24 protein-coding genes are annotated in these 21,746 nt (G+C 43.4%); 16 read left to right on the top strand and 8 right to left on the bottom strand.

What is annotated here, in order from left to right; genetic code table 11:
• Nucleotides 1-5: 5 nt before the first annotated feature.
• Genes cphA through VB775_RS17035 form a run of 3 tightly spaced genes read left to right on the top strand, consistent with a single transcriptional unit; the run spans nucleotide 6 to nucleotide 3,935 of the window.
• Nucleotides 6-2,597 carry a cyanophycin synthetase gene (gene cphA, locus VB775_RS17045; protein WP_281006859.1) on the top strand — a complete coding sequence of 864 codons (2,592 nt, stop codon included), beginning with the start codon at nucleotides 6-8 and terminating at the stop codon, nucleotides 2,595-2,597.
• Nucleotides 2,598-2,606: 9 nt separating this feature from the next.
• On the top strand, nucleotides 2,607-3,584 hold the full coding sequence (locus VB775_RS17040; protein ID WP_190580153.1) for a carbohydrate kinase family protein: 978 nt from the start codon (nucleotides 2,607-2,609) through the stop codon (nucleotides 3,582-3,584).
• A gap of 51 nt (nucleotides 3,585-3,635) precedes the next feature.
• On the top strand, nucleotides 3,636-3,935 hold the full coding sequence (locus VB775_RS17035; RefSeq protein ID WP_281006858.1) for a DUF2499 domain-containing protein: 300 nt from the start codon (nucleotides 3,636-3,638) through the stop codon (nucleotides 3,933-3,935).
• 74 nt (nucleotides 3,936-4,009) lie between these two features.
• Here VB775_RS17035 and VB775_RS17030 read toward each other — a convergent pair whose 3' ends face one another.
• The 3 genes from VB775_RS17030 to VB775_RS17020 are packed head-to-tail and all read right to left on the bottom strand — an operon-like array spanning nucleotide 4,010 to nucleotide 6,313.
• Nucleotides 4,010-4,924 carry a hypothetical protein gene (locus VB775_RS17030; RefSeq protein ID WP_281006857.1) on the bottom strand — a complete coding sequence of 305 codons (915 nt, stop codon included), beginning with the start codon at nucleotides 4,922-4,924 and terminating at the stop codon, nucleotides 4,010-4,012.
• Nucleotides 4,836-5,513, bottom strand: a complete 678-nt coding sequence (locus VB775_RS17025; protein ID WP_281006856.1) for a hypothetical protein — start codon at nucleotides 5,511-5,513, stop codon at nucleotides 4,836-4,838. The genes VB775_RS17030 and VB775_RS17025 overlap by 89 nt, the downstream gene beginning before the upstream one ends.
• Entirely contained in the window at nucleotides 5,510-6,313 is an 804-nt protein-coding gene (locus tag VB775_RS17020) for a TIGR04255 family protein (RefSeq protein ID WP_281006855.1), read from the bottom strand. Before VB775_RS17020 ends, VB775_RS17025 begins: the two co-directional genes overlap by 4 nt.
• Nucleotides 6,314-6,651: 338 nt before the next feature.
• On the opposite strand from VB775_RS17020, the gene VB775_RS17015 reads away from it, so the two are divergent.
• Together VB775_RS17015 and VB775_RS17010 are read left to right on the top strand one after the other, a co-directional pair.
• Nucleotides 6,652-6,933 (top strand): DUF3593 domain-containing protein, encoded by a 282-nt coding sequence (locus VB775_RS17015; protein WP_281006854.1) that lies wholly within the window; start codon nucleotides 6,652-6,654, stop codon nucleotides 6,931-6,933.
• Between the two features lie 143 nt (nucleotides 6,934-7,076).
• Complete coding sequence (locus VB775_RS17010; RefSeq protein WP_281006853.1) at nucleotides 7,077-7,442, top strand: hypothetical protein; 366 nt, start codon at nucleotides 7,077-7,079, stop codon at nucleotides 7,440-7,442.
• 22 nt (nucleotides 7,443-7,464) lie between these two features.
• On the opposite strand, the gene menC is transcribed toward VB775_RS17010, so the two are convergent.
• Nucleotides 7,465-8,484, bottom strand: a complete 1,020-nt coding sequence (menC, locus tag VB775_RS17005; RefSeq protein WP_281006852.1) for an o-succinylbenzoate synthase — start codon at nucleotides 8,482-8,484, stop codon at nucleotides 7,465-7,467.
• Between the two features lie 111 nt (nucleotides 8,485-8,595).
• Here menC and VB775_RS17000 point away from each other — a divergent pair, with 111 nt between their 5' ends.
• Nucleotides 8,596-8,937, top strand: a complete 342-nt coding sequence (locus tag VB775_RS17000; protein ID WP_281006851.1) for a hypothetical protein — start codon at nucleotides 8,596-8,598, stop codon at nucleotides 8,935-8,937.
• A 77-nt stretch (nucleotides 8,938-9,014) separates the two neighbouring features.
• Here VB775_RS17000 and VB775_RS16995 read toward each other — a convergent pair whose 3' ends face one another.
• Both VB775_RS16995 and VB775_RS16990 read right to left on the bottom strand, forming a co-directional pair.
• Nucleotides 9,015-9,614 (bottom strand): ATP-dependent Clp protease proteolytic subunit, encoded by a 600-nt coding sequence (locus VB775_RS16995; protein ID WP_281006850.1) that lies wholly within the window; start codon nucleotides 9,612-9,614, stop codon nucleotides 9,015-9,017.
• A gap of 151 nt (nucleotides 9,615-9,765) precedes the next feature.
• The gene (locus tag VB775_RS16990) at nucleotides 9,766-10,467 is read right to left on the bottom strand and encodes an ATP-dependent Clp protease proteolytic subunit (protein WP_094532815.1); all 702 of its coding nucleotides are present in this window, start codon (nucleotides 10,465-10,467) and stop codon (nucleotides 9,766-9,768) included.
• Between the two features lie 320 nt (nucleotides 10,468-10,787).
• On the opposite strand from VB775_RS16990, the gene petJ reads away from it, so the two are divergent.
• From petJ to VB775_RS16970, 4 genes are all read left to right on the top strand, one after another.
• Complete coding sequence (petJ, locus tag VB775_RS16985) at nucleotides 10,788-11,129, top strand: cytochrome c6 PetJ (RefSeq protein WP_281006849.1); 342 nt, start codon at nucleotides 10,788-10,790, stop codon at nucleotides 11,127-11,129.
• A 76-nt stretch (nucleotides 11,130-11,205) separates the two neighbouring features.
• Complete coding sequence (locus tag VB775_RS16980; protein ID WP_281006848.1) at nucleotides 11,206-11,850, top strand: superoxide dismutase family protein; 645 nt, start codon at nucleotides 11,206-11,208, stop codon at nucleotides 11,848-11,850.
• Nucleotides 11,851-11,870: 20 nt separating this feature from the next.
• Entirely contained in the window at nucleotides 11,871-12,326 is a 456-nt protein-coding gene (locus VB775_RS16975; RefSeq protein WP_281006847.1) for a hypothetical protein, read from the top strand.
• A gap of 207 nt (nucleotides 12,327-12,533) precedes the next feature.
• Complete coding sequence (locus tag VB775_RS16970; protein ID WP_281006846.1) at nucleotides 12,534-13,742, top strand: sulfite exporter TauE/SafE family protein; 1,209 nt, start codon at nucleotides 12,534-12,536, stop codon at nucleotides 13,740-13,742.
• An 85-nt stretch (nucleotides 13,743-13,827) separates the two neighbouring features.
• On the opposite strand, the gene hisS is transcribed toward VB775_RS16970, so the two are convergent.
• Entirely contained in the window at nucleotides 13,828-15,108 is a 1,281-nt protein-coding gene (gene hisS, locus VB775_RS16965; protein ID WP_281009442.1) for a histidine--tRNA ligase, read from the bottom strand.
• Between the two features lie 266 nt (nucleotides 15,109-15,374).
• Between hisS and VB775_RS16960 the strand changes: the two genes are divergently transcribed.
• The 5 genes from VB775_RS16960 to VB775_RS16940 all read left to right on the top strand — a co-directional run bounded on the left by VB775_RS16960 (nucleotide 15,375) and on the right by VB775_RS16940 (nucleotide 19,354).
• Entirely contained in the window at nucleotides 15,375-15,629 is a 255-nt protein-coding gene (locus tag VB775_RS16960) for a hypothetical protein (RefSeq protein WP_199288714.1), read from the top strand.
• A gap of 32 nt (nucleotides 15,630-15,661) precedes the next feature.
• On the top strand, nucleotides 15,662-16,144 hold the full coding sequence (locus tag VB775_RS16955) for a hypothetical protein (protein WP_281006845.1): 483 nt from the start codon (nucleotides 15,662-15,664) through the stop codon (nucleotides 16,142-16,144).
• Nucleotides 16,145-16,146: 2 nt separating this feature from the next.
• On the top strand, nucleotides 16,147-17,100 hold the full coding sequence (locus VB775_RS16950) for a DNA polymerase III subunit delta' (protein ID WP_281006844.1): 954 nt from the start codon (nucleotides 16,147-16,149) through the stop codon (nucleotides 17,098-17,100).
• 146 nt (nucleotides 17,101-17,246) lie between these two features.
• A complete protein-coding gene (gene gmd / locus VB775_RS16945) occupies nucleotides 17,247-18,317 on the top strand; it encodes a GDP-mannose 4,6-dehydratase (protein WP_281006843.1) in 1,071 nt (356 codons plus the stop codon).
• 59 nt (nucleotides 18,318-18,376) lie between these two features.
• Nucleotides 18,377-19,354, top strand: a complete 978-nt coding sequence (locus VB775_RS16940) for a GDP-L-fucose synthase family protein (RefSeq protein WP_281006842.1) — start codon at nucleotides 18,377-18,379, stop codon at nucleotides 19,352-19,354.
• Nucleotides 19,355-19,704: 350 nt separating this feature from the next.
• On the opposite strand, the gene VB775_RS16935 is transcribed toward VB775_RS16940, so the two are convergent.
• On the bottom strand, nucleotides 19,705-20,886 hold the full coding sequence (locus VB775_RS16935; RefSeq protein WP_281006841.1) for a TRC40/GET3/ArsA family transport-energizing ATPase: 1,182 nt from the start codon (nucleotides 20,884-20,886) through the stop codon (nucleotides 19,705-19,707).
• A 364-nt stretch (nucleotides 20,887-21,250) separates the two neighbouring features.
• On the opposite strand from VB775_RS16935, the gene VB775_RS16930 reads away from it, so the two are divergent.
• A complete protein-coding gene (locus VB775_RS16930; RefSeq protein ID WP_281006840.1) occupies nucleotides 21,251-21,628 on the top strand; it encodes an Hpt domain-containing protein in 378 nt (125 codons plus the stop codon).
• Nucleotides 21,629-21,746 lie beyond the last annotated feature (118 nt).

The raw sequence follows: 21,746 nt of genomic DNA, 5'->3' as shown, positions 1-21,746 counted from the left end.
TGACTATGAAAATTCTCAAAATCCAGACATTACGTGGTCCAAATTATTGGAGTATCCAACGACATCAGCTTGTAGTTGTACGATTAGATTTAGAGGATTTTCAAGTACAACGAGCTAGCTTTTATCAAAATTTATGCAAAGTGTTGCCAAGCCTTGCGGGGAAAGATATAGCTCATCGATCAGATATTGGTGACGCTGATTTTTTAGCAGAAATTGTTAAAGATATTGCGATCGCACTTCAAGGCTATGTGGGGATGAAGGTCGATTTCGGAGCAATTAGACAGACTGTTGAAAAAAATGTCTGTCAAGTCGTATTTGAATATCAGACCGAGGGCGCAGGAAGATATGCCGCCCGTGCAGCCATACGGATTTGCACCAGTATCTTAGAAACGGGAACCTATGCAACTACTGAGCTACAAGAGGATCTCAAGGATTTAAGGGATATTCGCCTTGATGGTCAATTGGGTCCAAGCACTGAGTCAATTGTCGCTGAAGCCAAGGCAAGAAATATCCCTTGGTTAGAGCTTGGTAGTCGTGCCATGATCCAACTGGGCTATGGGGTCTATCAGAGTCGGATTCAGGCTACTTTATCTAATAAAACGGGGATCTTAGCGGTAGAGCTAGCCTGTGATAAGGAAGGCACAAAGAGCATTTTGCGGGCTTCGGGAATACCTGTGCCAAGGGGAACAACGATCCGATCGCCTAAATATCTAGAAGATGCGATCGCTGAAGTTGGCGGCTTTCCGATTGTAATCAAGCCCTTAAATGGCAATCATGGACGCGGGATCACTATTGATGTGCGTACCGTTAAAGAAGCGATCGCCGCCTTTGACATGGCGCAAGAAGTTTCCGAAGAAGTAATTATTGAGCGCTTCCACACAGGTCGCGATCATCGCATACTGGTGATCGATGGCAAATTCGTCGCCGTTGCTGAGCGCGTTCCTGCCAACATCACAGGTGATGGAGTCTCTACGATCTCACAATTAATCGAAATTACCAACCAAGACCCCCGCCGTGGTGATGGGCATGATAACGTCTTGACCCGTATCGAGATTGATCGCACCAGCATGGATATTCTTGTCAGGCAAGGATTTACGCTAGAATCTGTACCACCCAAGGGACAAATCTGTTATCTCAAGGCAACTGCCAACTTAAGTACAGGTGGTGTATCAGTTGATCGCACCGATGAGATTCATCCTGAAAACATCTGGCTAGCCGAGCGCGTGGCAAGAATTATTGGTTTGGATATTGCGGGGATCGATATGGTCACTGAAGATATTTCCTTGCCTGTGCGCCAAACTGATGGGGCGATCGTGGAGGTAAATGCTGCACCTGGGTTCAGAATGCATACCGCGCCAAGTATTGGCACACCGCGCAATGTGGCTGCACCTGTTATTGATATGCTGTTCCCATCGGGATCGCCTACCCGTGTTCCCATCGTTGCGATCACAGGGACAAATGGCAAAACCACTACCACGCGCCTAATTGCTCATATCTTCAAGCAGACTGGTAAGCGAGTTGGCTACACCACTACCGACGGGATCTACATCGGTGAATGCTTAGTCGAGAAAGGCGATACGACTGGTCCCTATAGCGCTCAAGTCATTCTTCGCGATCCCACGGTTGAAGTGGCGATCTTAGAAACCGCTAGAGGTGGCATCTTGCGATCGGGTTTAGGCTTTGATGGCTGCGATGTCGGTGTAGTGATGAACGTCGCCGCCGATCACCTTGGTATTGGTGACATTGACACAATTGAAGACCTTGCCCAACTCAAGAGCGTAGTTGTGAAGACAGCTCTACCGAGCGGCTATGCAGTACTGAATGCGGATGATCCCTTGGTGGTTGCCATGGCTCAAGAGCTACAGTCCAAGGTTGCGTATTTCAGTATGAATCCTGAGAACCCATTGATTAAGTCCCATATTGCTGAAGGTGGACTTGCCGCAGTCTATGAAGACGAGTTTCTGACAATTTTGAAGGGTGATTGGAAATTGCGGATTGAAAAGGCGGTAAACGTGCCTCTTACCCTTGGTGGACGTGCTGCCTTTAATATTCAAAATTCACTCGCTGCAAGTTTAGCTGCCTTTGCTCAGGATGTGCAGATCGAGCAGATTCGTCAAGGTTTAGCCACCTTTGTAGCTTCTAGTGAGCAGACCCCTGGACGGATGAATTTGTTTGACTTGGGCAAGTATCACGCGCTGGTTGATTACGCGCATAATCCTGCGGGATTTAAAGCGATCGCCGATTTTATTCAAAAATGGGAAGGTGAAGCGATCGGTGTGATTGGCGCACCAGGCGATCGCCGCGATGAAGACATCATTGAGCTAGGACAACTAGCGGCAACCATGTTTAGTCGCATTTTTATTAAAGAAGACAAGGATTTGCGGGGACGTACCCCTCGTGTGGTTGCCGACCTGTTGCGTCAAGGAGTCGAAGAAGTGGATAGTAATATCCCCTGTATTACAATTCTTGACGAATCGGAAGCTATCACAGCCGCCTTGGATAGCGCCCCTCAAAGTAGTTTAGTTGTGGTATTTCCCGATAAAGTGGATGCAGCTATTGCTATCATTGAATCGCGAAAGTCCAAACTGTCCTCGTAAAGTCCGCCTATGCCGCGTGTAATTTGCCTTGGCGAAGTTTTAATTGATCAAATAGCTGAAGATATTGGGGTTCCCTATGACCAAGTCAGTTCTTGGAAACCATATTTTGGTGGAGCGCCTGCTAATGTCGCCTGTGGCTTAGCTAAGCTAGGCACTCCTGTCAGTTTGATTAGCTGCGTTGGTCAAGATGCCGCAGGAACTGATTTACTCAAACAATTGGGGGCCGCAGGTGTAGAAACTTCAGGCGTGCAAGTGCATCCTGAATCTACTACCCGTGAGGTTTATGTCACCCGTGATGCTCATGGCGATCGCAGTTTTGATCGCTTCAATGGTGATGCGAATACGGTATTTGCCGACACCTTGATGTCTGCGGAGCATTTGCCTGAGCATTTATTTGCGGATGCTAAATTTTTAGTATTAGGGACATTGGGTTTAGCAAATCCACAGACATCAAGGGCGATCGGTCGAGCGCTAAAACTTGCCGAGGAAAATTTTGTAAAGGTAGTAGTTGATGTTAATTGGCGAGCGATGTTCTGGAAAAATCCTGAGCAGGTAGCTAAACTCTTGCCAGTTTTACTGAAATACACTGATTTTCTGAAAATGACTGAGGATGAGGCAAAGCTACTATTTCGGTTAACTAGTCCCGCCGCGATCGCCCAAGCCTATAGCCATCTAGAAGGAATTTTGATCACTAATGGCGATCAAGATTGTCGTTACTACTTAGGTGAAAAGCAGGGTAAACATGCTGTTTATCCAGTTCATTCAATCGATACAACTGGCGCAGGCGATGCTTTTTTAGCCGCATTCATTCATAAAATCTATCACCGTCCTCTGACCAATTTGCTCGATCCTAAATTTGCCAATGAAGTGATTGCTTATGCCTGTGCCGCAGGTGCCTTAACCACCTTAGATATGGGAGCAATCTCTGCTCAACCAAGCGATCGGCAAATTCGCGAATTTCTAACCATGCGCGAAGCAAAACATTAACCCCATAGGCGGCGCTTTGCGCCGCCTATGCAAAAAATTTATAGAATCACCATGCACTCTTTGTCTTTACCCACATGGGTCATCCATATTTCTAGCGTGATCGAATGGACTCTAGCCATTTGGCTCATTTGGCAATATGACAAGCAAAATCCCGATCGCGGATGGCGCAACTTAGCATGGGCGATGTTTCCTGCTTTGGTTAGCGCCATGTGTGCGGTGACTTGGCACTTTTTTGATAATGCTGATTCGTTAGAATGGCTAGTGACGGTACAAGCTGCTTTAACCTTAATCGGCAATAGTACTTTGGCGATCGCTGCCTATTTTATTTGGAAAGTTGCGCGATCAGATTAGTGTCTATCGATTTTTGCTTAATATTATGCCATCTAATTCCGATATTTTTATGTAAAAAAATTATATTCTTTACATTATGAGGATAAATGATCTAGATCAAGCGAATCACTCTCAATATAATCTTTCGCTGTCATGTCTTCTAAAGCCACTACCAAACCGTCTACATAGAATCTTCCAGTATCAGGAATTAATTTTAACCACTGTTTAAGAAGCTGATTCCATTCTATTCCTTTAAACTGTATCTGATCTTCATGACGAATAAACCAAAACAGCAAATGAACTTGAGAGTCACTCCAAGAAGGTTCTGCACGTACTCTAATCTCCCGTAAAGCACGAAGCGCTTCGCCTTCATCTGTAGCTTTGCTATGTTTATCTCTTAGACGGGTTTGAAGTTTCTTGGCAAAATCATTAAAGTCATCGGGGAATGCAAATCTACTGCGCTTCCGTGCCAGAGCTTGTCCAAATGATCTAACATCATCATCGGTAGGACAACCCAGTTTGCGGTTCCACTGTGCTACAACTCCTTTCTCTACTGTCATTACGAGATCTAAGTCAGCGACAAGATTAAACTCTTCAACCCCTGGAATGTAAGCATATCGAGGTCGTCTAATTCGCTTAATCTCGGACAAAAGTTGCGTTCCAACTTCTACTAGAGGTACAACCTCAACAAATGGTCTCTCTTTGCAAGAACGGACAATATCACAAGTTTGTGTGACTACAACCAGCCCTTTAACCTTGGATTCTGTAAGATCAGCATCCTCTTGTGCTACATCAATAGATTCAGGAGTCAAAGGACATTGAGGATTGAATCGAAAAACAAACCATTGTTCGCCAATTACACAATCACCTTGACTCCAATCTCTCAGAGCAAAATCTACTGCCTGAACCCAAACTTCATGCTCATTGACCACTACTATTTTTTCGGCTCCTTGCAACTCTAGCGATTCTATATTCTCCAACTTCACGATGGATAGGATCTTGAAGAGCATCAACCAGATCTGCTGGATTCTGAGGCATACGTGCTTTATAAACATTCCTTGATAAAGAGCCTAATTGTGCTTTTTGGGGCGCATTATTAGTACCAACGATCTGCTTGAATTTTTCGTATTGACCTGCAATTAAAAGATCAAAAAGTAGATTACCATTATTGTCAGGTTTCATTAACAAAGTCCGATTAAGACTGGCACTTCCTCGATCAATGTATTGGATGGTACTTAATAGGCGATTCAGATGCTCTTCGTTAAAGCTAGATAGAGGTTGCCCACTTGCCCAAAAATGAAGACTTCTGCGTGAAACATTAAAAAGTTTGGCAAGCTGATCCCAAGTTAGCCCACTTAATCTTCGCAATTCGCTAAGAGATTTTTGTGTGGCTTCTGGCGAAGTGGTTGATGGCAAGCTTATCCCGCTAGTTGTCATCTCTACCGTAGCTAGAAGATTTTGCTCGGCGGTTACGGTACAAGCAGTTGTGCCAGAATGAAATATAAAAGCTCTAGAGTAATAATTTTTTTCTTGTCTTATAGTTTCAAGCGCAGAGGTAACTGATAGTAGCTCGGGATTCTCCCTTAACATAATAGTCATAATTCACCTCCAAAACGCCTCAAAAAATCATTATTTACTGCCCATCGGAAAAAAGTATAAATTCTTTCAGAGAAATTCTGTCCTTCAAGTATCAAAGATTCAATATTAAACCCTCGATTTTTTGAAAGTGACATATCCAAATCAAGAATCCAGCTGGGTTCAGCAATGGGGGCAATTGCACTAGGATCAAAAGTCACTCCACTAGGTAAAGATCCCCATCTTGCAACAATTTGTTCACCGCTATCTGGACTAATTAACAAAGATTCATTGATAGTTTGATAGATGTACTCTCTAAAATCAGTAGATATCATTCCAGCTATCTGAGGCTTTACAAGTAAGGATATATCTTGCAAATTTTGACCAACAACTCTATCGATATATCGCAACCCAAATCGATCAATACTTGCGGGCTTAAAATTTTCATTAAGAGCAATAAGTACACTTTGTAGACGCTTTAAAAAATCATAGCGACTTAAATAAGCAGTTGTTTCAAGTGCGACAAAACTAGGTGCAAGCGAAACTCTCCAATTCCAGTTATCTACTACGTCTACAAAACGCCAAGTTAATTGAGGAATGATTGGAACAACGCCTTGGTCATCAAAAGCAAATCCTTTAGTTTGTTCTGGTTGTAGAATGGGGTAGTTATCGCGAATTGACTCTTGAAATGCCCCAACAAAATCTCTCTTCTCTATAGAGAGAATAGGTGGAAATCTCACCTGTGCAATTACTCGAATAAGAGGTGCATCCTTTAATGGCACTTCTTCAGGTGGTGGTGCAGTAAATGGATTAAAGGTAACCACTGGTTACATCCTTCTTAAAATTTTTAGAAAAAACGATCACACTTAGACCAATGGGTAGAAATATATTACCCAATATTTATTATTTTCAACATAGCACAGTAGTGTGAAATAGAGTGTGAAGTGTAAGCAAATACTTTCTTGCAGACTAGGTAAATTTAGAAAGAAGTATTAATTAGGTGCTATATGAAAATTTAGTGATTTGTGCAAGTTTTCAATCTTTAGTGGTTTTATTGACAATCACTTTGTTGGTGTGACAGGAACATTATTGCTGAGATCTAATAATTCTGTCACTAAATTTATTCTAATCTTGATTACCTAAGCTTATCTAACCAGAACCGATGCCCAAAGAAGCCTTATTTGGATTGTCTCTTTTCCCCTATCTTGCTTTTCTCTGGTTTGCTACTAAATCAAAGCAATTTCCTAAACTGGGACTTTGGGGATTTTATGGCACGTTAGTTTTTGTGGCGATTACGATTCCCGCAGGGATTTATGCTCAGACACAATATAACGAAGCCTTAGCTAATGTTGATTGGTTACATGGAAGTGCAGAGTCGTTTTTAACAATGACCAATATTTTGCTGGTTTTAGGCTTTAAAAATGCGCTTAAACCTAAAGATTAGAGCTGGCAATTTAAGCGTATCTTTAAAAACCGAATAGGTTGCGGCGGGGCTTCGCCCCGCCGCAACCTATTCGAGTTTTGATTTGTCCAATATAATGAGCAATTATTGTAGTTAACGTCTCTGACTGCTAATGCGAGGAATTTATGAACAGACATTATCAACGCATTTCTCAATTTTCAGCGATCGCCTTTTTAGCGATCGCCAGCACTGCAATTAGTCCAGTCTCGGCACAACAGCCTCAACTAGGCGATGCCGATCGCTTACGTCCTGCCCAAGGTCAGCCGATTTCGCCCACCAATACTGATCAGTTTTCGATAGAAAGAGATTTACCAAACTCTAATCTCAAGATTCAAAATATTAATTTTGACGTTGAAGAGATCCAACCCGTTATCCCTGGTAATTACAACGCTTCTCCCCAGAAAGTTAATCGCTCTGGTACTTTTAGCAGCGATCCGCTCAATGCTATTCAGATTTTCCAAGAGTCTGGCACATCTCGAAGTGACAAATAAAATAGAGAATTAGCGCTTCGCGCTAATTCTCTATTAACAAATGTCCTGTAGCCAAACCGCAAGCTCGTTGAATTGGCAAAGCGGCAGCTAGGTCATAGGCAGCTTGTCGAGCGATCGCTCCGTCGATAGTTGTTGTTACCACTACATCTAAGCCAGCTTGGAAAGCGATCGCTGCTGCACGATTTGCCGTGATAATTCCGCCTAACGCCATAGGCTTGAGAATAATAATATCCGCAGCCTGAGACTTAATCACTTGCTGCAATTGGGCAAGATTATTGACAGATTCATCAGCCGCAATGGGAATTGATTGAGATCGCCTGACCACCGCCATACCTGCCAAATCGGAAGCAACAACAGGTTGCTCGACATATTCGATTTGTAAAAATTCCAGTTTTTTTAAATTAGCGATCGCCTCCTCGACTAACCATCCTTGATTCGCATCAATCCGAATTTGGATATCATTCCCAATCTGCGATCGCACTGCTTCTACTCTTTGCAAATCCATTTCAAAATCCTGTGTTCCCACCTTGATTTTGAGACAGTGATAACCTTGTTCTATATATTCCCTTGCTTTTGTGGCAGCTAATTCAGGAGAGATCGCTCCAATCACCGCATTAACTGTAACTTGATCTCGCACTATTCCCGAAAAAGAATTAGCTAACAATTGAGAAATGGAAATACCTTGCACTTGTGATAATAAATTGAGTAATGCTAATTCAATTCCATGTTTTGCCGCAGGAGTGCAAACATATTTTGCAAGTACATTCTCAATATCTTTGAGGTTTTTGATTTCTGCATTAATCAGCGATCGCTGAGCTTCTTTTAAGACTTGTTCTGTCTCGCGCAAAGATTCCATTCCGAAACCATAAAGTGGCGCAGACTCACCTAAGCCAATATGCTGAACTTGATAATCAGATCGGCGATCGCGAATCTCAATCACAAAACCTTCACGATTTAGAAGTATACCCGTCGCAGTTTGAAAGGGTTCGCGGAAAGCCAATTGATAAGGCTGATATTGGATTGATTGAACTATAAAAGTCATAGCTAAACCACATCAAAAGTTATAAAAAGTTATAAGAATCTCAGTGTATGTTGCAAATCAGATTTTATAGTTTATATTCTTAGTAAGAGCTTCTTTAGAGAGTTTAAGACAGTGGTTAAACAAAGTTTTTTGATTTCTGCTAGTGTACTTGCCTTGAGTCTAGTGGCAAATGTTTCTTCTGCTTCTGCTGATCAATGGTATTTCTACGTTAAGAATAATAGCAATTCGACAATCAAAAAGTTGATGGTGGGTGAGCCAGAAAAGACTTGGGGACAGTTTGATATTGGCTCAGGCATTGGTTCAGGGGAGAATGCCAAGATGGTTTGGGACAGTTCCACTGACAATCAATTGTGCAAACAATGGATTAAGGCTGAATTTGCCGATGGTAGCGAAAGTGCGCCATCATTTATCGACTTCTGTCAAAATCTAGATGATCCGATTGTATTCCAATAGAAAAAATAATTACTGCACTCTGCCTTAACAAAAAAGATGTAATGATGCTACGCATCATTACATCTTTTTTGTTTTCATTAAACTGATTGTGGTGAATCAAGAACGCGATCGATCAATCCGTAGGCAAGAGATTCTTCTGAAGACATGTAATAGTCGCGATTCATATCACGCTCGATCTTCTCTAGGGGCTGTCCTGTCCGCTTAGCATATTCTCCATTCAGCTTATGGCGAATCCGAATGATTTCTCGTGCCTCAATCTCAATGTCGGACGCTTGACCACGAGTCCCACCTGACGGCTGATGAATCATAATTCGAGCATTGGGCAGAGCGTAACGCTTACCCTTAGCTCCAGCCATCAATAGATATGAACCCATTGAAGCTGCCAGTCCAACACAAATGGTGGTTACATCAGCCTTAATATGCTGCATCGTGTCGAAAATTGCCAATCCTGCGGAAACTGAGCCACCAGGAGAGTTGATATACATGTAGATATCTTTGGATTGGTCTTCAGAATCAAAGTAGAGCAATCGAGCAATGATCGAATTTGCCATCCCATCCGAAACTTCTCCACTCAGGAAAATAATTCGCTCCATTGACAGGCGCTCGTAGATGCTAATCCACTGCGTATATGAGTCACCAGGATAGCGATAGGGAACTCTAGGAACACCGATAGGCATAGGTTTTTGGTAATTGGTAATTGGTTGGCTTTTGGCTTTTAGCTTTTAGCTTTTAGCTTTTGGCTTTTGGCTTTTAGCTTTTAGCTATGGACTGTAAAATTAACTGAGCTAACAGCTAACAGCTAACAGCTAATTGCTAACAGCTAATTGCTTAAACAAGTGCTGGAACTGCTTTAGGCAAATCTTTAGTACTTTCGAGTACGCGATCAATTAACCCGTATTCTTTAGCTTGCTCAGGAGTCATATAAAACATCCGATCCATATCTTTGGTAAGTACCTCAGGTGACTTACCTGTAGTCCGAGACAGGATTCTCAGCATTGCTTCGCGATTGGTCAGTACTTCCTTAGCTTGAATCTGCAAGTCAGAGGCTTGTCCTCTGGTTTGGCGGCGAGCTTGGTGGAGGACAATCGTGGCATTAGGCAAGCTCGCTCGGAAACCTTTAGTTCCGCAGGCGAGGATCATTGCGGCTGTCCCCATGGCTTGTCCAAGGCAGATGGTATGGACGGGAGGCTTAATATAGTTGAGTGTGTCACAGATGGCAAAAGCTTCGGTTTCAAACCCGATCGCATCACCTGTGTACCAAGAAGTCCCTGTGGAGTTGATATACAGGAAAATCGGTTTTTCGGGATCTTCGTATTGTAAATATAAAAGTTGGGCGATGAGCAATTCTGTAACATCGACACCAAGCTGCTGTTTGTATTCGTCGGGAGATACAAGAGGCAACCCAAAGTAAATAATCCGCTCTTTTAGCAGTAGCGAAGGTAAGTCAGGCGGCGGTGTGCGTCCGTATGACGAATCCCCTGAATAGGCGGCTTGTGCGGCTTGGGGAACAGAGCGAGAAGGTCGATCCATGTTTATTCGTGTTAATGACACTAACATTGTTAGCTTATCACAGCGATCCCACTGCAATTGTTGATCCTACCTAAGATTGAGGTAGGGTTAGCCGTCTAGAGACGGTGCGCTATAGCAATAAACCCAAAAGAAAATGGCGGCGCGAAGCGCCGCCATTTTCTTTTGGAGCTTTGTTTGACGGACTGTCTTTTGACGGCTAGAGCAAATACCGTCATCATACATTCAGACTAAAATTCAACTCGACTTTGCGGCTAAGCCGCGTAGGGCATCAGCTATAGCTTTGCCCTTATTTTTCGTGAATATTTAAGGACTAAATAACTATGAAACGCATTTTTTCTATTCTCGCGATCGCCTTAACAATTTTGGTGAGTCTTGCTTTCGGTCAACCAGCTTTTGCGGAAGTGTCCGCAGGTGCAAAAATCTTTAACAATAATTGCGCTCAATGTCATGCAGGTGGCAAAAACAACGTAGTTGCTGCAAAAACCTTGAAAGCAGATGCCTTGGAAAAATATGGCAAGAACACGGTTGAAGCTATTTCTCTGCAAGTTGTTAAGGGTAAAGGTGCAATGCCTGCCTTTGGGAAAAAACTTAAGGATGAAGAAATTAGTCTAGTTGCTAACTATGTACTCGAACAATCTCAGAACGGTTGGCCAAAAGCATAAAGAAGTGAGTTAAGCCGCGCAATACGCGGCTTAACTTCAAACAATTCATATTTTAAGGTGAGGGAAAGTAGATCGTATGATTCATTTAAATAAGTATCAATTTCAAGCTAAATTTGCTTCTAAGTTCGTAGTTTTTCTGCCTCTAATCACAATGGCAACTCTGACTAGTCCAGCTATTTCTAAAACTTTGAAACCCAGCGCTAACTCACAGATTTTTAATGCTAAGGGCGAACTTGTAGGAACTGCGACTTTTACTCAATCTGCTTCAGGCGTGAAGGTAACTCTGCAAGTTCAAAAACTCGCTCAGGGAGAGCATATGGTGCATTTACATGAAAATGGTAAATGTGAAGCGCCAGACTTTAAGTCAGCAGGACATCATTTTGATCCCAAGCGATCGCCCGTGGATGATTCCCATGATCGCAGTCTTCATCATATGCATAACAAACATCATCATCATACTCATTACAAACATGAGGATATGAAGCATGGATCTGATCAACATAAGCCTGCGGGTGATTTGCCAAATATCATGGTTAAGCAGGATGGGTCAGGAACTTTGACGGCGACCCTGCCAGAATTAACACTGGGTACGGGGCGTAACTCTTTACTAAAGCAAGGCGGCACTGCGATCGTCATTCATGCAGGTGCAAATGGAAAATCAACAATTCCCAATGTTGACTATAAAACTCGGATTGCTTGTGGCGTTGTCAAACCTCAATAATTAAGAATTATCATTAATCAATGTTTGAAGTAGCTTCTATCCTATTCAACTTGCATTTATCTACTGCTTCTAATATCAACGGTTCTCACCTAGCCAAATTTTCATCGCCTGTTCGCATTGCCCATGAAGTCAAAACTTCTCAAGGGGTAGGCGGCACAATCCATATCGAACCAAATGATCGCCCTGTTGCGGGTAAAAAATCGAGAATCTGGATTGCGCTCACCAGACGCGGTGGCGAGCTTATCCCTTACGGAAAATGCAATTGTCGGTTAGAAGTGCGATCGCTGACCGATCGCAACATCAAATTTACGGTGGCTAATCCTTTGTCAATTATTGAGCGCTATTTGGGATTACCGAGTATGGAAGTCATATTTCCCCAAGTAGGAAGATATGAACTGCACTTGAGTGGTTCCCCAACGGAAGGAGCAGACTTCTCCCCCTTTGAATTAACCTTTACGACTAATGTGGGTAGATAGATATCAATTTGCGCTCAAGCCAAAATCAAGAGATTTTTTGAGAGTAGCGATTGGGGCTTGGAGACCAAGCCCCTACCATTGCAATAATGTAGGGATTTGGTCTTCAAATCTTCTTGCAGGATGACATGGAAACATGATGACTATCTTTGTTCTACGTAGTAACACTGGTTTTAAAAATAATTCAGCGCAAAGCGCTATAAATAAAGAATGCTAGATTTATTGCTTGTTGCTGCTTTAGGTTTTTTAGGGAGTTTCGGTCATTGTGTGGGGATGTGTGGTCCATTGACCGTCGCTTTTTCACTTTCAGGCAAAGATAGCAACTCCCAAAATCATCCTCAAGCTTGGCAACAGTACTTGTACTTTCATACATTGCTGAACATTGGCAGGATCTTCAGCTATGCGATCGCGGGAGCTGCCATTGGTGCGATCGGTTCGGTGCTAGTGGCTAGTGGACAGTTAGCAGGTTTAGAAAGCGATCTGCGGCGTTGGCTTGCGATTTTGACAGGTGTGCTTTTGGTATGGATGGGACTTGTCCAGATTAAGCCAGAAGGTTTGCCTACTCTTCCATTTATCAATCCTATGGCTCTAGCGGGACTGCATCAACGTCTTAGCTCCGCGATGATGAAACTATCGCTGCATTCCCATCCATTAACTCCAGCTTTACTCGGCATGACATGGGGATTGATTCCCTGTGGTTTTCTCTACACGGCTCAGATTAAGGCGGCGGAAACTGGCGATATGATGCAGGGGGCTCTGACGATGTTGGCATTTGGATTAGGAACTTTGCCATCAATGCTCGGTATGGGTGTCTTTGCAGGATTGTTGAGCCGAGATCGCCGCAGTCAGTTATTTCGCATGGGTGGCTGGATTACTCTCACTATTGGGATCTTAACGCTATTGCGAACTAGTGACATGGTGGACTACACGGGTCATGCAGGTTTGATTTTACTGATCCTTGCCCTTGCCGCCCGTCCTCTCAGACATATTTGTAAAGCTGGTTCAGTTTTAATGACCTATCGTCGAGCGATCGGTGTTGGTGCATTTGTTCTATCCCTTGCCCATACTTTCCATAAGATTGAGCATACTTTTCAATGGAACTTTGATGCTTTATCCTTCATGATTCCGCAGCACCAAATCTCGATCTGGATTGGCGCGATCGCGATCGCACTGATGGCTCCTGCTGCTCTCACTAGCTCTGATTGGATGATGGCGAAACTAGGTAAATCTTGGCGCTATGTGCATTTGCTCTCGGTTCCTGCTTTGGTACTAGCTTCAGTACATACCATTGCGATCGGTTCCAATTATCTTGGTGCGGTAGACTGGACCCCTAAGAATTGGATTTTGGCGATTTTATGTGGTGTGGTTACGCTGGGGACTTTATTGATTAGGTTATGGATTAGGTCAAGCAATAAGTAGCTAGGCATAAGTAAACTAAAAACCTAGAAAGCTGTGCCATCCGCGTAGCGGGTGGCACAGCTTTCTAGGTTTTAATTATGGTGAGCTACTTAGTAATAATCTTTAACTTTTGTCTTAACACCTCAAAACTGTCACTTAGATCAGCGATCGCGATCGCTTCCTGTTCGCCAGACTCTAGCCATTTGATTTGGACTTGCCCTGCTTCGATTTCGCTATCACCGATAACAATAGCGGCTTTAGCATTGGCATTACTTGCCCGTTTGAATTGTTTGTCAAACTTCGCACCACTAACATCAAGTTCTACTGTAAATCCTGCTTTACGGAGAATTTGAGCAATGGATAGAGACTTAGCTTCTGCTTGGTCGCCTCGCGAAATCACATAGAAATCGATCGCCGCTTGTTTTTGTTCAGCAACCTGCTGCATGAGAATGACCAAACGCTCTAGACCGATCGCCCAACCTACCGCAGGCACATCCGCGCCGCCAAGTTCTGCAATTAGGCGATCGTAACGTCCACCACCACAGACTGCTGACTGTGCGCCCAACTGATTGGATTGAATTTCAAAGGCGGTACGAGTGTAATAGTCTAAGCCACGCACTAGACGCGAATTGATGCGATAGGAAATCTGCAAATCCGTTAATAGACTTTTGACTTTCTCAAAGTGTTGTTGCGATTCAGGGCTTAAATAATCGAGAATGCTCGGTGCATCTTGGGAAATTTCTTGGGTGCGCTTATCTTTGCTATCGAGAATTCGTAAAGGATTGCGAGTCAGGCGATCGCGAGAATCAGCATCAATTTCATCCACAAAAGGCGTGAAATAATCCACTAGGGATTGACGATAGACAACCCGATCTTCCGCACTGCCCACCGAGTTAAGATCCACCACAAGATCGGTTAACCCGACAGCTTGCAAAAAATCACTGGCGATCGCGATCGCTTCAGCATCGGCACGCGGATCGGCGCTACCTAATACTTCAACACCCAACTGGTGAAATTGACGCTGACGACCTGCTTGCGGACGCTCATAGCGAAACATTGCGCCCATGTACCAAAGACGCTGTACGCCACCTTGAGCAAATAACTTATTTTCGATATAGGATCGCGCCACTCCTGCCGTGCCTTCAGGTCGCAAAGTCAGAGAGCGATCGCCGCGATCGTTAAAGGTATACATTTCCTTGCCGACAATATCTGTAGCTTCACCGATGCCCCGCGCAAATAGCTCAGTTGCTTCAAAAATGGGTGTGCGAATCTCGGTATAGGCGGCTTGGGCAAGGATTTGACGCGCAGTTGTCTCTAACTGCTGCCAATAATAAATTTCGGGAGCAAGGATATCGCGAGTACCGCGTGTGACCTGAAGTGAAGACATGGATGCTAACGGGTGATAAACAGGAGACTGTAATGTTATTCCAGAATACATAGTTTTTGGTCATCAAAACCCCATATTCTATGCAAAGTCTTGCAGATCCAAAACTCAAGCAGTGATTGACGACACACCACGCCGCTAATCACTGCTTGGGTTTTATCATTGCAAAACTACGATTGTGATCGCTCTGCACATTCAGAAGGTAACAAATCTGGGTAAAATCTGGATAGTGTCAAGTAAATTTAGTGCCAGTTAATTTAAAAACTCATATGCCAGAAGATAACGCTAACGAACCGCAAATAAACCAATCGGCTAATGAAGCAGTATTTAATGAGGTGCTAAAGAGTATAGACATCGATCCTGCTTTACTTGCTGAGCTTGGTGAAGTCACCAATGATCCTGAACAGGCGATCGATACGGCGATCCGTCAATGGTTGCAGCGTCGAGCGATCAAAGAAGCAGATCGCTCCCGTCCCCTAACGATGAATCCCGTTGTGCCACCTCGCGGCGAGTGGAATGATTAGGAAAAAGGCTAATAAGCTGATCCCAAAAATTTATGGATGAATTTTGGTCTCCAGACAAACTGCTCTTGATGATTGGACTTTTTCAGTTCGGACTTATCCTCATGATGTTCACGATCCTCAATATGAGCAAACTCCAAGTAAACAAAAATAATCTGAATTCAACTGATGCAGTAGCAAATGATTCAGCTAATAGTGAAATAAATCTTAGTCAGACTCTCTCCGAACCCATTAATCAACCTTTGCCATCTGCATCAGAATCCATCACCGAGACTAATCAAGCCAATCCACCAGCCATCGATCTCACCGATGAACTCGTCTATAAAGTGGACATTGCCCCAGAATTACTAACTGAGCTACTGGAAATATCCAACAACCCTGCGGCGATCGTCGATGAAGCGATTCGATGGTGGCTGAGACGACGCAATGTTGATTCGCTTGATTCAGGGCAGCGTCATCGTCGCTACCCAGTAGGAGTCAGCGCCCAAAGATCATTACAAGATCAGTGGAATGACTAGAGGTGTCACTCCCAAATTTGCCGCTACCCATAAATTCGCCCTTTGATGCGGTCGTTGGTCAAAGTCAAGCGATCGCCTTATTAAAGGCTGCGATTCAACGTAATCGCATTGCTCCTGCTTACTTATTTGCGGGTACGAGTGGCGTGGGGCGTAGTAAAACTGCATCCGCGTTTGCCGAAATTTTATTAGGCGATCGCAAATCTGCTCATCGATTAAGCGATCGCAATCATCCCGATTTGCTGTGGGTAGAGCCGACCTATTTAGACAAAGGCAAAATGCTCACGGCAAAGGAAGCCGACGCAGCAGGACTCAAGCGACGCGCTTTGCCTCAGATCAGGATCGAGCAAGTCCGCGAAATCAGCGAGTTTGTCAGCCGATCGCCCCTCGAATGTCAGCGATCGGTAGTGATTCTCGAAGAAGCGCAATCGATGGCAGAGTCTGCCGCTAATAGTCTGCTCAAGACCCTCGAAGAACCGCTGTATGCCACCATAATTTTGATCGTTCCCGATGCTGGTTCGATTTTGCCAACTCTAGTTTCGCGCTGCCAACGTATCCCCTTCACAAGACTAAATCAAGCGCAAATGCAGGAAGTCCTCACCCGCGAAGGTCATACAGATATTCCGCCCGAAGTAGTTGCCTTGGCGCAAGGATCGGCAGGTCAGGCGATCGAGTCCTTTGATCGCTTTAAGAGTATTCCCATCGAGCTATTAACTTCAGTACGTCAAATTCCTAAGGATGCCAAAAGTGCCATGGCGATCGCCAAACAAATCACCAAGGAGCTAGAGGTGGATTTGCAATTATGGCTGATTGATTATTTGCAAAATTATTTTTGGGAGCAGCAAAGATCGAAGTCAGTTTTGCAACATCTCGATAAAGCAAGGGAATTAATCTCGCGTTATGTGCAACCACGACTAGTTTGGGAAGTAACTCTTCTCCAAATTGCAGGAAAGATCTAAGAAGGCGAAAAATGGTAAGAATCGCTTTGCGATTCTTACCATTTTTCGCCATTAACGTCGTGCTTCGCACGACGCTAATGGCTATATAGAACTCACGTTTTATTAATGATATAAACTTTTATCTGAGTCCTTTTAATACCAACTTCATGAGTAAATCTAAACGTGCCTTAATCACAGGTATTACTGGTCAAGATGGATCTTATCTATCGGAACTTCTATTGGATAAAGGATATGAAGTCCACGGCATCATTCGTCGATCTTCGACGATTAATACCGATCGCCTTGATCATATGTATCAAGATCCACATCTACCAGAAACTAAATTATTCCTGCACTATGGCGATTTGACTGACGGCACAACTTTAGGTCGAATATTAGAAGCAGTTCGACCTCACGAAGTATTTAATCTCGGCGCTCAGTCCCATGTGCGCGTTAGTTTTGACTCACCTGAATATACGGTTGATGCAGTGGGGATGGGAACTTTACGTTTACTAGAAGCATTGCGTGACTATCAACAACGCAACACTCGCGAAATTCGTTTTTATCAAGCAGGCTCATCGGAGATGTATGGCTTGGTGCAAGCCGTACCCCAAAATGAAGACACTCCTTTTTACCCACGTAGCCCCTATGCCTGTGCCAAGGTATATGCTCATTGGCAAACGATTAATTACCGCGAATCCTATGGGCTATTTGCTTGTAATGGCATTTTGTTTAATCACGAGTCGCCTCGTCGCGGCGAAACCTTTGTCACCCGAAAGATCACAAGGGCGATCGCTCGTATTGTTGCTAATCAGCAGAAAAAACTGTACTTAGGTAATTTGGATTCTAAAAGGGATTGGGGCTATGCCAAAGACTATGTAGAGGCAATGTGGTTGATGCTGCAACAGGAAAAGCCCGATGACTATGTAATCTCTACGGGGGAAACGCATTCAGTACGCGAGTTTTTAGAAGAGGCTTTTGCATATGTCAATCTCAAGTGGGAAGACTATGTAGAGATTGATCCGCGCTATTTTCGTCCTGCTGAAGTGGATTTGTTATTAGGTGACTCGACTAAGGCAAAACAAAAGCTAGGCTGGGAGCCTAAAGTTACCTTCAAGGCTTTAGTTGAGCTAATGGTAGATGCAGATTTAGAAGCATTGGGCTTGCCAAATCCTAAAGGCACGCATTCTGAGGATATTGCCACATTGAGAAATATTGGACAAGCATCGACTTGGTAGATTAAAAGCCCTGCACAGCAGGGCTTTTAATCTACTCGTACTTTACTGAAGAAATTTTTATGATAGACAATCAATCAAAACTACAATTCAAAGATCAAAAGATTTTGGTAACTGGTGGTGCTGGCTTTTTAGGAAAGCAGGTAATTGCCCAACTGATCGCCGCAGGAGCCAACCAAGATTTGATCACTGTACCTAGATCAAAAGATGATGATTTGCGATCGCTTGCCGTCTGTGAAAAAGTCGTTCAAGATCAAGACTTAATCATTCACCTTGCGGCTCATGTCGGCGGCATTGGACTCAACCGTGAAAAACCTGCCGAACTTTTTTATGACAACCTAATGATGGGTGTGCAGTTAATCCATGCCGCCTATCAAGCTAACGTCCAAAAATTTGTCTGTGTTGGCACAATCTGCGCCTATCCCAACTTTACACCCATACCATTTAAAGAAGAAGATCTCTGGAATGGCTATCCTGAAGTCACAAATGCTCCCTATGGGGTCGCCAAAAAAGCTTTGCTAGTGCAGTTACAGTCCTATCGTCAACAGTATGGATTTAATGGTATTTACCTACTGCCCGTTAATCTTTATGGGCCAGAAGATAACTTTGATCCGCGTAGCTCCCATGTAATTCCTGCACTGATTCGTAAGGTTTATGAGGCTCAACAAAAAGGCGATCGCCAAATTTCGGTATGGGGTGATGGCACACCAACTAGAGAATTTGTCTATTCTGAAGATGCTGCCAGAGGAATCGTTATGGCATCGGCGACTTATAACGAGTCAGATCCTGTAAATATTGGTACTGGCTCGGAGATTTCGATCAAGGACTTGATCCATTTGATTTGTGAATTAATGGGATACGATGGCGAAATTGTCTGGGAAACGGACAAACCCAATGGACAACCTCGCCGTTGTCTCGATGTGGAAAGAGCTAAACAAGCTTTTGGTTTCACTGCACAGGTAGGTTTCCGTGAAGGTTTAAATCAGACGATCGCTTGGTATCGCCAACATGCTATCTATAGCAACGCAAGAGATAGATAGGACAAATCAAAACCAAAAAGATAAGTGGCGGCGCTTCGCGCCGCCACTTATCTTTTTGGTTTTAACGTCAGTTCGATGAATTTTGATGGCTGTAGTCCTTGCCTAATAAAGATTACAAGGAATCGTGTTGTATAAAAGTGTTCAAACCTGTTGAGAATGGAGTCAATAAATCACAGATTTGCAGTCTATTGACTTTATTTTCAATAATAATTTGGATTTGCTTGTATGCTTAGATCCCAAGACTATTGATTTATAAAGATTCTGAGTTCTAAAGTTCGTCAAACTCACGTTAACTTTAGAACCTTAGGTTTGCGAATAAGCGAAAAGCTCTGGGGCTACTATACAATCGCCTATACAGGAGTAGAAAAACGTATTTTCAGATAATCATCTTCCATTTTCGCCCCAGAGGTTTGGAGAACTGATAGAGCTTGAGGTAATACTAAATTACGGCGATGATTGCCAATGCGGATGTTTAGCTCATCACCAGTCTTAGTTAGCTCAATCTTTTCTTTCGGTACACCTGGTAAATACAACTCTAAACGATACTGCTTATTCTCCTCAACAACGCGCATTGTATTTTCTTTGTAATAGACTTGCGAAGGATCTTCATTGCCATATAGAGTCTCTTTTAAGCGCTCTAGGGCAGCAATCCCACACATCTCTTCAGCATAAAGTGGAATCTGCTTAATTGGCAGAGGATGGAAATCTCGATGAATTTGTTCGCAATATTGCTTCTGATTGTCTTTCCATGCCTTAAAGAATGGATCTTGCACTTCTTCAGGAATAATCCGATTGGCAATCACCATATCTGTGGCAACATTGTAAAGACTGAGATAGGAATGCGCTCTCAAGGACTCATTAATCACCATCTTTTCAGGATTAGTCACCAGTCTGACGGTTGTGGTGGTGTTATCTGTGAGGATTTTTTCTAGAGCTTCTAATTCTTCATAAAACTCATAGGGTGCATCCATTACTTCTTTGTTTGGCAAAGAGAAGCCAGTCACACGCTTAAAAATAGGCTCAAATACAGGACTCAGAACCTGTGCCATTCCCTGTAATGGCTTATAAAACTTCCGCATATACCAACCTGCTACTTCTGGTAGAGACAACAGTCTCAGGGCTGTCCCCGTGGGTGCAGAGTCAATTACCAAAACATCATATTCCTTTTCATCATAGTGACGTTTAACACGCACTAAACCAAAAATCTCGTCCATTCCAGGTAAGATCGCCAATTCTTCAGCTTGAACTCCCTCCAGACCCCTCGCTTGAAGAACTTCACTAATGTAACGCTTGACAGCACCCCAGTTGCCTTCTAGCTCTCTTAATGCATCTAACTCCGCTCCCCAGAGGTTGGGACGGACTTCTTTAGGATCATGCCCCAATTCGACCATAAAACTATCAGCAAGAGAGTGAGCAGGATCGGTACTCAAGACTAAAGTTTTATAACCCAATTCAGCACAGCGTAAACCTGTGGCTGCGGCGACAGAAGTTTTGCCCACTCCGCCTTTTCCTGTCATTAAAATGATACGCATGGTCAATATGACTCGTCTTGTTTAAATTTTGATGAGATTAGGGTTGACAAGGCTAAGCCTCGCCAAATCCAATAAATTTTGAATAAATAGTTGATGTTGCAAATCTTTACAATTGCTTCTCATTCTAACATCGATATCGCGATCGCCTGAAATGCTTTTGAATAGCTTTTTTAGTTAAGTAGCTCACCATACTGAAAACCTAAAACTAGAAAGCTGCCCCGCCCGCTACGCGAGCGGGGCAGCTTTCTAGTTTTTTAGTTTACTTATACCTAGCTACTTACTGGATTTTTGGATTGTATACATGGTAGTTTAGCCAGATACAAGCTAAGGTAGCCTAGCTAATCGCTGTAAGGCTTTTATGTATATGAATCAGCAACCACCAGACTCACCTGTTAACTTAGAACAACTTAACCAAATATCAGAAGGAGATATCGAGTTTGAGATTGAGGTTTTGCATGTTTATGTTGAAGATGTCTCGCAGCGTATTGAAAAGATTCATGATGCAATTACTAGAGATGATTGGTCAAAAATTATGGGTGAAGCACATCATCTCAAAGGTTCTAGTGCGAATGTGGGGGCTTTACGAATCCAGACCTTGGCAGGACAACTTGAAAAACTAGATCAAGCGCACGATCAGGAAAAAGCTCTGGAGATTATTAATGATATGTTCGGGGAAATACAGGCTGTGGAGCTATTTATTCACGAAAAATCAGCAACGCTGTCAGTCCAGAAAAAAATTTAACTAACGCGAACGAGAAGTCCCGCACTCTATCCGTTTACAAGGATGAGTGACGGGATGAAAGTGAGCCAGAAACAAATTGAGCGATTCTCGAATCAATAGAAGTTATCTATGCTATAAT

The organism is Pseudanabaena sp. CCNP1317 (assembly GCF_034931345.1).
Classification (GTDB): domain Bacteria; phylum Cyanobacteriota; class Cyanobacteriia; order Pseudanabaenales; family Pseudanabaenaceae; genus Pseudanabaena; species Pseudanabaena galeata.
This window is presented reverse-complemented; position numbering and strand designations above follow the sequence as displayed.